At 71.3% G+C, this 12293-nt stretch carries 9 protein-coding genes; 4 read left to right on the top strand and 5 right to left on the bottom strand.

The window, feature by feature from the left end; all coding sequences use genetic code 11:
• Positions 1-18: 18 nt before the first annotated feature.
• The 4 genes from ACFVT2_RS12615 to ACFVT2_RS12600 all read right to left on the bottom strand — a co-directional run bounded on the left by ACFVT2_RS12615 (position 19) and on the right by ACFVT2_RS12600 (position 3325).
• Positions 19-753, bottom strand: coding sequence for a helix-turn-helix transcriptional regulator (locus ACFVT2_RS12615; protein ID WP_390015866.1), 735 nt, complete (start codon positions 751-753; stop codon positions 19-21).
• A 232-nt stretch (positions 754-985) separates the two neighbouring features.
• Entirely contained in the window at positions 986-1921 is a 936-nt protein-coding gene (locus ACFVT2_RS12610) for an immunity 49 family protein (RefSeq protein ID WP_390015864.1), read from the bottom strand.
• 88 nt (positions 1922-2009) lie between these two features.
• Complete coding sequence (locus tag ACFVT2_RS12605) at positions 2010-2264, bottom strand: hypothetical protein (protein WP_390015862.1); 255 nt, start codon at positions 2262-2264, stop codon at positions 2010-2012.
• Between the two features lie 113 nt (positions 2265-2377).
• Positions 2378-3325 (bottom strand): LysR substrate-binding domain-containing protein, encoded by a 948-nt coding sequence (locus ACFVT2_RS12600; protein WP_390015859.1) that lies wholly within the window; start codon positions 3323-3325, stop codon positions 2378-2380.
• Positions 3326-3420: 95 nt separating this feature from the next.
• On the opposite strand from ACFVT2_RS12600, the gene ACFVT2_RS12595 reads away from it, so the two are divergent.
• The 3 genes from ACFVT2_RS12595 to ACFVT2_RS12585 all read left to right on the top strand — a co-directional run bounded on the left by ACFVT2_RS12595 (position 3421) and on the right by ACFVT2_RS12585 (position 6392).
• A complete protein-coding gene (locus ACFVT2_RS12595) occupies positions 3421-4515 on the top strand; it encodes a YeiH family protein (RefSeq protein WP_390015856.1) in 1095 nt (364 codons plus the stop codon).
• Positions 4516-4809: 294 nt separating this feature from the next.
• Entirely contained in the window at positions 4810-5181 is a 372-nt protein-coding gene (locus ACFVT2_RS12590) for a YciI family protein (protein ID WP_390015854.1), read from the top strand.
• Positions 5178-6392: an RNA polymerase sigma factor gene (locus ACFVT2_RS12585; RefSeq protein WP_390015851.1), complete on the top strand. Its 1215-nt coding sequence runs from the start codon at positions 5178-5180 to the stop codon at positions 6390-6392. Before ACFVT2_RS12590 ends, ACFVT2_RS12585 begins: the two co-directional genes overlap by 4 nt.
• A gap of 63 nt (positions 6393-6455) precedes the next feature.
• Here ACFVT2_RS12585 and ACFVT2_RS12580 read toward each other — a convergent pair whose 3' ends face one another.
• Positions 6456-7232, bottom strand: coding sequence for a class I SAM-dependent methyltransferase (locus ACFVT2_RS12580; RefSeq protein ID WP_390015847.1), 777 nt, complete (start codon positions 7230-7232; stop codon positions 6456-6458).
• Between the two features lie 765 nt (positions 7233-7997).
• Here ACFVT2_RS12580 and ACFVT2_RS12575 point away from each other — a divergent pair.
• Positions 7998-12278 (top strand): molybdopterin-dependent oxidoreductase, encoded by a 4281-nt coding sequence (locus tag ACFVT2_RS12575; protein WP_390015844.1) that lies wholly within the window; start codon positions 7998-8000, stop codon positions 12276-12278.
• Positions 12279-12293 lie beyond the last annotated feature (15 nt).

Genomic DNA, 12293 nt, shown 5'->3' with positions numbered 1-12293 from the left:
ACGGTCCGCTTTTCTATGTCAATGATGATTGTTTTTAGAAGCCTCGACCACCACACAGCACTCCCCCGGCCTGGCGTCCATGCGGGCGCGAACGGGACCGTCCGCGCCGAGCAGCCCTTCCAGCAGCGCGAGATTCATGCCGCAGACCAGCGGCGGGAAGCGTTCGGCGACGGCATGGAAGGGACAGTTGCGCATACGGACTACGCGGGCGGCCACCCCGGACGCCCCCTTGGCGTCTTCGGTGTCTGCGGCGTCTGCGGTGTCTTCAGCGTCTGCGGCGCCTGTGGTGTCTTCCAGGTGCGGTTCGTAACCGCGGGCGGCGAGCATCTCCATGGCCTCTTCGAGACCGCCGCAGGGCGCCGCCGAGCCGCGTAGGGCCTCACCCCTGCGACGCGCGGCCGCGCAGAGCCCGGCATCCAACCCGGCCTGCTCGGCGGCCTCAGCGAGCAACTCGGCGGCGGTGCGGTAGTCACGGGCCGGCAGCGACACCGTCCGCTCGCCCCGCGCCCGCGTGTACACCTTGGCGGGACGACCCGCCCCCGGCCCCGAGCGGCCCGTCAGGCGGCGGCTACCGCTTTCCAGCAGCCCGACCTCGACCAGCCTGTCCAGATGGTGCGCCGCGAGCGTGCGCGCCACCCCGGCCGCCTCGGCGGCCTCGTTGCGGCCGACCTCGCGGCCCTGCGCCGCCACGTACTCGTACAAGCGGCGCCGCACCGGATCCTGCAACGCCGCGATCGCGTCGATGTTCTCCACCCAGCCATTCTACGAACAACGCAGGTTGGAGATAGAAGGGCGGAACGCGACCCCGACCGGTGCGCCCGGAGGCCCCCAGCCGGTCGGCCGCACCCTGTTGGCTTCCATCGACCCGACGGCCACCCTGGCGACGTTCGGCTCGGTGTGGGCCGTGCTCTCTGTCGGCCACAACCTCGCGGACCACGTGATCGGGCAGACGGACCGCCAGGCCGCGGGGAAGGCGGCGTGTCCCCTAGCCCAGGTCATTCACGCCGGCGTCCGCCGGTCGCCGCAGTGCCTCCGGGGAACCCAACAGGCCGTGCGGCAGATAGCCGGACTGGACGCCCAACTCCCACCCGTGCACCTGAACCGCGAGAGCAGCCAGCGCAAGGGCACCGAGCGGCAGCAGACTCCTGGGGGCGGGATCGGATCCCACGCTCTCCCGGTGCTCGCGGAGCCGCGCCACGAGAACCTGCTCGAAAGCGTGTTGGTCGTCGTCGAGGAGCACGCGAAGGAGGCGCTGGTCCGGTGTCAGGGGGCCGGCTGTGTCCAGTCGTCGGGCCGCCTCGGCGCGCTCATCGGCATCCGGCTTGCACAGGGGCATGGTGGGCCAGTCGTGGGGCAGGTGCCCGGGCGCCTCGGTCAAGTAGCCGCACAGTGCGTCCATCGCTGCAAGGTCCGCCGGATCCGATGTCGAGTTCAGCTGCGAGCACGGCAGGCCGTCGCGGATCTCCTCCGCGAACTCCCGCAACAGCAGACCGATCACCCGCTGCCATTCCCGCACCAGGTCGCCGACCAGGCATATCGCGAACGTGCCGGCCCAATCCCCGGCCGTGGGAGCCTGCTCAAGTACGTCGCCGAAGGCGATGTCCTCGCTGCTGAGCTGCTCGCCGATGAGCGGGAAGCCGATCTCCTGGTCGCCGTCGGGGAAGCAGCCGATGCTCAGAGCCCCCAGGGAGCATTCCGCCGCGGTCCGCAGGGCCGTGTGCGCTGGCTCGTCAAGCGCGAGGTCCTCCAGGGTGCGGGCGGCGACGTGGTCGAGGAGCTCGTCGCACATCTCCTGCAACTTCTCCGGGGACGGGTCGTCGTAGCGCATCCCGTGCCACCGCCGCCGGGTCCGCTGGCTGATGTCGTCGAGCGCCTCGGATATGCGCCGTCCGTTCACCTCGTGGCGCGTCACTTCCTGCACAGCTGCTGCCCTCTCATGATCTTCTTGGCCCGATACGGCACGCTACCAGCGGGCTCGGACAGTGCCTGGGCGGAGACAACCTTCGCAGTCAGCGCTGGGGATTCCTCCGGCCCGGGTTCTGCCCAGTCAACCGCCGGCACATGACGATCAGTTGGTGCGGATCGGCGATCACCGTGGCGGTCTGGCCCCGGGCCGCCTGCGCGAAGGCAGTGCGGACGACTTGGCTATCCAGGTACGGATACGTCGGCTGGATGCCGAGCGTCTGACCGTACGGGGCCCAGCCGCGGGCCGCGGCACCCACCCACCGCGGGGCCGCCCGCTGGCCAAACTCGTCGCCGAACACGGGCTGCTGGTCCCCGGCGGCCTGCCGGCCGACAGTCGGGGCGTACGGAGAGCCTGCGGCGGGCACGGCGAGGCGGGCGCCGCCGTCCGTCGGGCCCTCGCGTGGGCAGGCCGTCAGACGGTGGCCTCCCGCCTGGCCACCGTTACCAGTTCGGCCGCCGGTCCCACCAGGCGCCGCCCGGTGGGCCAGATCGCGCGCAGTTCGCGGGTGAGGTCGACACCCGCCACGTCGACGCCGGTCAGCCGACCCTCGGCGATGTCCCCGCGGACGGCCAGCTCGCTCAGGACGGACGGCCCGGTGCCGGCGATCACCGCACCGCGCACGGCGGCCGTCGAACCGAGCTCGACCAAGGGGCGGGCACGTTCACAGCCGGCCAGATGCAGGGCGCGGTCCAGGGTCTGCCGCGTGCCGGAACCGCTCTCCCGCAGCACCAGCGGCGTACGGGACAGTTCCCGCGCCGACAGCGGCTCGCGTCGCCGCGCCCACGGGTGACCGGGGTCGACCACGACGACGAGCCGGTCCTCGGCCACCTGCCGCGTGGACATCACGCGGGGCAGGTGCGGTCCCTCGATGAACCCGATGTCGGCCTCGCCTGATTCGACCAGCTCGGGCACGTGCTCGCTGTTGGTCACCTGCAACCCGATGTACAGCTCCGGCCGGCGGCCTCGCAGTTCGCTGATCCAGGCCGGCAGCAGGTACTCCGCGATGGTCAGGCTCGCCGCGACGCGCAGTTCGGCCTCCCGCCGATCGCGCAGCTTGCCGGCGCCGGTGAGCAGCTCGTCCAGCTCGTCCAGGACACACCGGGCGTGTCCCGTGACGACCTGCCCGGCCAGCGTCAGTCGGGAGCCGCGTCGGGTCCGGTCGACCAGCACCAGTCCCAGCCCGCGCTCCAGCGTCGACAGCCTGCGGCTGGCGGACGGTTGGGAGATCCGCAGCCGCTCGGCCGCGCGACCCAGGCTCCCCAGGTCGGCCACGAGGACGAGGAGCCGCAGCGACTCCAGGTCAGGCGTGCGCAGGGCGAGGCGAACGGTACGGCGATCCGGCACGGAGGAGTCTGTCACAGCCCCAGCGTATGACCAGGTCATACGCCTCGGCTATGAGCTCCTGCTCGATCAGGGGCTACAGGGCGAGCGTGGGGCCGCCCAGAGTGGTGATCATGAAGGACACCAGCCTCTCCCGGTCAAGGACCGCCCGCCCACCCCGCCTTGCCCCCGCCGGAAAGCCCGGCACCGCCCTCGCCGACCGGCTGCCCGGGCTCGCCCTCGCCGTCGCAGTCGCCCTCGTCGCGACCGCCCTGGGCCGGCTGGTCCCCGTCGTCGGCGGGCCGGTGAGCGGAATCGTGCTCGGGGTACTGGTGGCGGTCCTGGTGCGGCCCGGCGAACGGATGCGGCCCGGCATCGCCTTCGCCGGACGCGGAGTGCTCCAGACCGCGGTGGTGGTACTGGGCGCGCAACTGTCCCTGGGCCAGGTGCTGCGGGTCGGTGTCAGCTCGCTGCCGGTGATGATCGTGACCCTCGCAGCCTGCCTGGCGGCGGCGTACGGCATCGGACGCCGCCTTGGTGTCGTCCGCGACCTGCGCACCCTGATCGGTGTGGGCACCGGCATCTGCGGCGCCTCCGCGATCGCCGCGGTCACGCCGGTCATCGGCGCGGCCGAGGCGGAGGTGGCCTACGCCGTCTCCACCATCTTCGTCTTCAACATCGCCGCGGTGCTGGCCTTCCCCGTCCTCGGGCATCTGCTGGGAATGGGCCAGCACGCCTTCGGCCTGTTCGCCGGCACCGCGGTCAACGACATGTCGTCGGTCGTCGCCGCCGCCACCACCTATGGCAGCCCGGCGGCCGACTACGCAGTGGTGGTCAAGCTCGCCCGCACGCTGCTGATCATCCCGATCTGCCTCGGCCTCGCCGCCCTCGCCCGCCGCCGCGCGCGGACGGCCGACGCCGGCACAGCTGGTGTGGGGCAGGGACTTCCCGGCCCGGTGCGCGTCGGCCGGCTGGTGCCGTGGTTCCTCGCCGGCTTCCTCGTCCTGGCGGCCGTGAACACCGTCGGATTCGTCCCGTCCGCCGCCCACGGCCCGCTCAACACGCTCGCAGGCTTCCTGATCACCGTCGCCCTGTCCGCGATCGGCCTGTCCACCGAACCCTCCAAGCTGCGCCGAGCCGGCGCCGCACCCCTGCTGCTCGGGGGCTGCCTGTGGCTGGTGGTGTCCGCCACCAGCTTGGCCGTCCAGTTCCTGGCCCGGTACCTGTGACCGTCGCACGCACAAGGACGCACGGCCCCGGCGGGTACCGAGACAGTCCCCCGGGCACCAAGGAGCTGCCCTCAGGTGGTTTGAACTTGAGAATGAGTCCGGGACCCTCAATACGGCCCGGACCGACGCGCGGACGCGACGGACGCGACGGACGCGACGGACGCGACGGACGCGACGGACGCGACAGTAAAAGCTCATGCGAAAGTTCCGGTGGGGATGTCAAGACGGCGGCGGCGGCTCCGACCAACTGGTCGAAGGCCCCCGCCGGGGCTCGCGATCCACGAGGAGTACGAGATGAAGTTCCTGATCAGCCTGCACATCAACCCGGCCGTGTTGGACGCGCTGACCGACGAGGAGAAGGCGGCGATCGGCGAGGGCCACGCCGCGTTCATGGCGGCGCTGAAGGAGTCCGGTGAGCTGATCACCACGCAGGCGCTGGTCGACCCGTCACAGGCCGCCGTGGTGTCCGTACGCAACGGCCAGCCGGTGGTGACCGACGGGCCCTTCCTGGAGTCCAAGGAGTACCTGGGCGGCTTCTACCTGGTCGACTGCGAGAACAAGGAGCGGGCGATCGATCTCGCGGCGCAGATCCCGGACACCGCGATCGAGGGTCTGGGCGTCGAGGTGCGGCAGGTGATGTTCGCCGAGGGACACTTGGAGGCATGACAGCGCCAGGAGTCATCGAGGACCTGCTGCATGAGCTCGCGCCGCAGGTCCTCGGCACGTTGGTCCGTCGGCACGGCCAGTTCGAAGGGTGTGAGGACGCGGTACAGGAGGCCGTCCTCGCCGCCACAGTGCAGTGGCCGGCCGAGGGAGTGCCGAACAACCCGCGCGGCTGGCTGGTGACCGTCGCCTCCCGGCGGCTCATCGACCAGCAGCGCAGTGACCACGCGCGCCGCGAGCGGGAGTGGGCGACGGCCACCGAGGTGGTGCCCGAGGACGTACCGGACACCGACGACACACTCGTCCTGCTGTTCCTGTGCTGCCATCCGACGCTGACCGCGGCCTCCCAGACCGCCCTGACGCTGCGGGCCGTCGGCGGCCTGACCACGGCCGAGATCGCCCGCGCGTTCCTGGTGCCGGAGGCCACCATGGCGGCCAGGATCAGCCGGGCCAAGCAGCGCATCAGGGCCGCCGGCAGCTCGTTCGGCCTGCCGGACGGGGCGGAGCGCGAGGAGCGGCTACGGGTCGTCCTGCACGTGCTCTACCTGATCTTCAACGAGGGCTACACCGCCTCGTCGGGCAGCGAACTGCACCGCGCCGACCTCGCGAACGAGGCGATCCGGCTGGCGAGGATGGTGCACGCGCAGCTGCCCGAGGACGGCGAGGTGACCGGGCTGCTCGCGCTGATGCTGTTGACCCACGCCCGCCGGGAGGCACGGACGACGACGGCCGGCGACCTGGTGCCGCTCGACGAGCAGGACCGTACGAAGTGGGACCGCGGACTGATCGACGAGGGGCTGGAGTTAGTCAAGGCGTCGCTGGCCGGTCCGGAGCTGGGGCCCTACCAGCTCCAGGCTGCCATCGCCGCCACGCACGCCGACGCGGCCACGGCCGGGGAGACCAACTGGCCGCAGGTGCACGCCCTTTACTTGATCCTGGAACGGATCGCGCCCAACCCGATGGTCACCCTCAACCGGGCCATCGCACTCGCCGAGACCGAGGGCCCGCCGGCCGGCCTGGCCCTGCTGGCCACCTTGGACAGTGACGGGCGGATGGCCGGGCATCACCGGCTGCTGTCCGTACGGGCGCATCTGCTGGAGAAGACCGGCGACACGACCGGGGCGTACGAGCTCTACCGGCGCGCCGCGAAGTCCACCGCCAGCATCGCCGAGCGGCGCTACCTGGAGTCCCGGGCCAGCCGAGTGAAAGGGTGAATCCGGCCCGCAGCGTTCTTCTCCGGGCCGCCGGGTACTGCCGTGGCGCTGTTCCTCCTCGGCTTACGGGGTCGCACGTACGATGACGAGCGATCCTGCGTACGTCGGCTGCTTGCGCAGGTGGCCGAATTCTTCGTCCCAGGCACCGGAGTTCAGGTCGTGGCGCAGGGTGGCGTCGAAGTGTTCGCGAACGCGGTCGTCGACGAAGCTCCAGGCCGAACACGCCTGGCGGGCCGCCGGGTCGAGCAGCATCTCGGGACGGCCGTAGTACGCCTCGTTGAAGCCGTCCGTGCAGTCCAGGGGGATGGGCACGGTCTGGATCGTGCTGGTGCCGCCCAGGGCGGCGGTCAGCTGCTCGATGGGCGGGTAGCGGCGGGCCTCGGTATCGAGGACCTCGGGCGCGTACCGGTAAAGCCAGAATTCCCGTACCACGTTGGGATCGCAGGTGAGGAGGACGACCGGCCCGCGGGTCACGCGCCGCATCTCGCGCAGGCCGGCCTCGGCGTCGGACCACTGGTGCACGCTGAACAGCGTCATCGCCCCGTCGAACTCCCCGTCGGCGAAGGGCAGGTCCTCGGCGACGGCGTCGATCGCCAGGGCGAGCTGTGTGGGCCGCTGGGCGCGCATCGATTCCGAGGGCTCGACCGCCGTCACTTCACGCGCCGCGCTCTCGTAGGAGCCGGCGCCGGCGCCGACGTTGAGCACCGTCCGGGAGTCGCCCAGGGTCTCGGCGATGAAGCGGGCGATCCGCACGTCCGGCCGGCGGAAGGAGGCGTATCCGGAGCCGATCGCGCCGTAGTCGACGTCGCCGGCGCTGCCGTCCTGGGTTCGTGTGGTCATGGGGCCTTACCTCGCCTCGTGAGCAGGATCAGGGGAAGAAGAGCCCGCGCGCTCCCGGTTGTGTGCCGGTCGGCGCGCACGGGCCTGTGACGGTGCTATGAGCGGAGTGGGAGCCGTTCCCGGCCGCCATCGGATCGTTCGCAGCCGGGTGCGGGCGCGGCTCTGCGCTCTGCCGGAACGCGGCGTCGGCCGGTGCGGGATGCGGTCCAGACGGAGTCGAGGCCCAACAACCATGTGCGGTCCCCGCCTTCGTATCCGCTGTCGGCCACCCGACCCGCCTCCTTCACACCGGTGCCTGTACATGCCCATCCTGCATCTGCGGTGCGGATTCAACAATCACCTGCCAATTGCTTGGCCAATCACCCAAATTGCGATGCAGGCGGGAATGGGATGTTGGAGGTAGTGACAGTCGGCACCAGGTCCAGGAGTGCGGCGCGGTCGGTGGCGGTCGCCCGGGGCGGTTGGTGGGCGTAGCGGGAAGGGTTCGGGCCGTGGGTGGGACGGCGTGGCGCACGGATGTGACGGACAGTGCGACGGGTCGAGGGGTTGGTCGCAGCTCGGGAGGAACTCGGGGTAAGACGCCGCGCGGGGCCGCTCGCCTCACACGGCCCTGTTGCGGCGTGTGCGTGGGGCGTAACCCCAGACGCTCCTGTCGCGTGACGGGCCGGAAATTCGATCTTTCTACGGTGCTGGTCATGGGGCTGCTCGCCACCGGCGGGACGGTCCCGGCTCGGTAAGGCACACACACCGCGGGGTGGGGTTTCGGTGGCATCTGGCTCGAAGGACGGCAGTGTCCGCACGGTCTGCTCGTACTGCGGGGTCGGCTGCGGGATCGTGCTGGACGTGGCGCGGGACGCTGCCGACGGCCGCCGCCGCGCGGCGAGGGCGTCCGGGGACAAGGCGCACCCCACCAACTTCGGCCGCCTGTGTACGAAGGGGGCGACGAGTGCGGACATGATGGCCGCGCCCGGGCGGGCGGAACGGGCACTGGTGCGAGCCGAGCGGGGCGCGCAGGCGGTCGAGACGGATGTGGACGAGGCCATCGTGTCGGTCGCCGGTCGGCTGCGGGCGGTCCTGGACGAGCACGGGCCGGACGCGGTGTCCTTCTACGTGTCCGGGCAGATGTCCTTGGAGGCGCAGTACCTGGCGAACAAGCTGGCCAAGGGCTTCGTGCGGACCCACCAGGTCGAGTCGAACTCGCGGCTGTGCATGGCCTCGGCCGGGTCCGGTTACAAGCTGTCGCTGGGCGCGGACGGCCCGCCCGGCTCCTACCAGGACTTCGACAGCGCGGACGTGTTCTTCGTCATCGGCGCCAACATGGCCGACTGCCACCCGATCCTCTTCCTGCGCATGCGGGACCGGGTCAAGGCCGGCGCCAAGCTCATCGTCGTCGATCCCCGCCGCAGCGCCACCGCCGACAAGGCCGACCTCTTCCTCCAGATCAGGCCCGGCACCGACCTCGCCCTGCTGAACGGCCTGTTGCACCTGCTGGTCGCGAACGGCCACACCGACGAGGAGTTCATCGCCGAGTTCACCGACGGCTGGGAGGAGATACCTGCCTTCCTCGCGGACTATCCGCCCGAGCGGGTCGCGGAGCTCACCGGCCTCGCCGAGAACGACATCCGGCAGGCCGCACAGTGGATCGGCGAGGCCGGTGAGTGGATGAGCTGCTGGACCATGGGCCTGAACCAGTCCACCCACGGCACCTGGAACACCAACGCCCTGGTCAATCTGCACCTCGCCACCGGCGCCATCTGCCGCCCGGGGGCCGGCCCCTTCTCACTGACCGGCCAGCCCAACGCCATGGGCGGCCGGGAGATGGGCTACATGGGCCCCGGCCTGCCCGGACAGCGCTCCGCGCTGGTCGCCGCCGAGCGCGCCTTCATCGAGAGCCTGTGGAACATCCCCGAGGGCTCCCTGCGTCCCGAGGCCGGGCGCGGCACCGTCGAGATGTTCGAGCGGATGGCCGCCGGCGACATCAAGGCATGCTGGATCATCTGCACCAACCCGGTCGCCTCGGTCGCCAACCGCAAGACCGTCATCGCCGGTCTGGAGGCCGCCGAACTCGTCATCACGCAGGACGTCTTCGCCGACACGGAGACCAACGCGTACGCCGATGTCGTCCTGCCCGCGACGCTGTGGGCGGAGTCCGACGGCATCATGATCAACTCCGAGCGGAACCTCACCCTCGTACAAGGGGTCGTCGACCCGCCCGGACAGGCACTGCCCGACTGGCAACTGATCGCCCGAGTGGCCTGCGAGATGGGCTTCGCCGACGCGTTCACCTACGCCTCCGCGGAGGAGGTGTTCGAGGAGCTCAGGCAGGCGTGGAACCCCAAGACCGGCTGGGACCTACGCGGCGTCACCTACGAGCGGCTGCGCACCACACCGGTCCAGTGGCCGGCACCCGGCGTCGAAGGATCGGACCGCAACCCGATCCGCTACCTCAACGACGGCGTCAGCCAGACCCTGCTGGAGCGCGAGGACGGCACGCGCCCCCGCCTGGCCTTCCCGACCGCGAGCGGACGCGCTCAGTTCTTCGCCCGACCGCACCTACCGTCGGCCGAACTCCCCGACGACGACTACCCGTTCGTCCTCAACACGGGCCGCCTCCCCCACCAATGGCACACGATGACCAAGACCGGCAAGGTCGCCAAGCTCGCCAAGCTCAACCCCGGCCCGTTCGTGGAAGTCCATCCCGAGGACGCCGACGCCATGGGGATCGCGGAGGGCGATCAGATGGAGATCGCTTCCCGCCGCGGGCGGGCCGTCCTTCCCGCCGTGGTCACCGACCGGGTCCGGCCCGGCACATGCTTCGCCCCCTTCCACTGGAACGACCTGTTCGGCGAGTACCTCAGCATCAACGCCGTCACCAACGACGCCGTCGACCCGATCTCCTTCCAACCCGAGTTCAAGGTCTGCGCCGTCGCCCTCACCAAGACAGCCGCACCCGCCCCGGCGGCCCACCCCCACACACAGCCCGAAGCCGCCCCGACGGCCGCCGCGCAGCAACCGGCGCCCGCGGTCGCCCTACCCGCCCCCGCGGACTCCCCCGTCCACGCGCTCGCCAGCGTCTTCGGCATCACCGACCTCGCCCCCGCGCCCCTGGCCGAGCCGGAGCGCCGCTACCTCTCCGGCTATCTCTCCGGTCTCGCCCTGGCCCCGCCCGACGGGCGTGTCCCCGTACTGCCGCCGGACGCGCCCTTCGCCCCCGCCTCCGCACTGTGGGTCGACGGCGTCCTCGCCGGCATGTTCTCCCGCACCGCCGCGCCCGCCACCGCCGCACCTACCCCCGCCGCACCTGCCCCCGGGCCCGCACGGACCACCGCATCGGTGGCCGGCGCCGCCGTACCGCCCCGTCGCCTGGTCATCCTGTGGGCCTCGCAGACCGGCAACGCCGAGGAGTTCGCCGCCACCGCCGCCGCACACCTCACCGAGGCGGGCCGCACCCCCGAACTGCTCTCCATGACGGACCTCGCTCCGGGACAGCTCGCCACCGGCACCGACACCGACCTGCTGGTCGTCACCAGCACCTTCGGCGACGGTGACGCCCCTGACAACGGCGCCGACTTCTGGCAGGCGCTGTCCGCCCCGGACACCGGACCGCTGGAGGGAATCCGGTACGCGGTGCTCGCCTTCGGCGACTCCACCTACGACGACTTCTGCGGTCACGGCCGCCGGCTCGACGAACGGTTCGACGCCCTCGGGGCCAGTCGGCTCGTCGCCCGCACCGACTGCGAGCCCGACTTCGAGGAGGCCGCCGCGCAGTGGCTGGGCCAGGTGGTCACCGCCCTGGTCGCGGGCGACGACCGGCCGGCCGGGGCCGCGGGCGGAGTCGCGCCTGCCGCCCCCGATCCCGTCGTCACCGCGGCCGTCGCGCCCGCACCCGTCGTCGCCTCCGTGCCGCCGGCTCCCGCACCGGCCGGCTACACCAAGGCGTCACCGTTCGCCACCCTGCTCATCGGCAACAGGCTGCTGAGCCTGCCCGGTTCCCAGAAGGAGGTACGGCAGTTCGCCTTCGACACCCGCGACGGCGAACTCGCCTACGAAGCGGGGGACGCCCTCGGCGTATGGCCGGTCAACGGCGCCGGTCTCGTCGCCGAATGGCTCGCCCTCACCGGACTGGACCCCAACGCGCCCGTCGGCCTCGGCGACGGCAGACACCTCTCCTTCGAAGACGCACTGCGCACCCGCCTGGACATCGCCCGCGTCACCACCGGCCTGCTCAAATGGATAGCGGACCGTAGCGGCAGCCACGATCTGAAGCGACTGCTGCGGCCGGACAACAAGGACGCGCTCGCGAGGTGGAGTTGGGGCCGTCAGGCCGCCGACGTCGCCGCCACGTTCCCCGTACGCGCGTCCGCCGCGGAATGGTCCGCCGTACTCAAGCCCCTCCAGCCCCGCCTGTACTCCATCTCCTCCAGCCCGCTCGCGCACCCCGGCGAGGTCCGTCTCACCGTCTCCGTCGTCCGCTACACCAACGACCTCGGCCGCGACCGCACAGGCACCTGCTCGACGTACCTCGCCGACTGTGCGGACGACGGCCCGGTACGGGTCTTCGTGCAGCGCTCACCGCACTTCCGCCCGCCCACCGACCCCACCACCCCCATGATCATGGTCGGTCCCGGAACCGGTGTGGCACCCTTCGTGGGCTTCCTCGAAGACCGCCGGGCCCGCGGTCACACCGGCCCCAACTGGCTCTTCTTCGGTGAACAGCGCCGGTCCACCGACTTCTACTACCGCCAGGACCTGGAGACGTACCGGGCATCGGGCCACCTCGACCGCCTCGACCTCGCCTTCTCGCGCGACCAGCGCAACAAGGTCTACGTCCAGGACCGGATGCGCGAGAACGGTGCCCGCCTGTGGCAGTGGCTCCAGGACGGCGCCCACTTCTACGTCTGCGGCGACGCCGGACGCATGGCCAAAGACGTCGACCAGGCACTCAGGGACATCGCCGCAACCCACGGCGGCCTGGACAACGACGACGCCACCGCCTACGTCAGGCGCCTCTCCACAGACAAACGCTACGTCCGCGACGTCTACTGACACGCGGCGACGCCG

It is taken from the genome of Streptomyces sp. NPDC058000 (genome assembly GCF_042886435.1).
Lineage (GTDB): Bacteria > Actinomycetota > Actinomycetes > Streptomycetales > Streptomycetaceae > Streptomyces.
The sequence above is the reverse complement of the archived record's forward strand: the minus strand, read 5'-3'. Positions and strand labels throughout refer to the sequence as shown.

What these genes read in the sequence shown, in the direction of transcription:
- ACFVT2_RS12595 (WP_390015856.1), top strand. Translation starts at nt 3,421, where the DNA reads ATGAAGGACACCAGCCTCTCCCGGTCAAGGACCGCCCGCCCACCCCGC.
- ACFVT2_RS12590 (WP_390015854.1), top strand. Translation starts at nt 4,810, where the DNA reads ATGAAGTTCCTGATCAGCCTGCACATCAACCCGGCCGTGTTGGACGCG.
- ACFVT2_RS12585 (WP_390015851.1), top strand. Translation starts at nt 5,178, where the DNA reads ATGACAGCGCCAGGAGTCATCGAGGACCTGCTGCATGAGCTCGCGCCG.
- ACFVT2_RS12580 (WP_390015847.1), bottom strand. Translation starts at nt 7,232, where the DNA reads ATGACCACACGAACCCAGGACGGCAGCGCCGGCGACGTCGACTACGGC.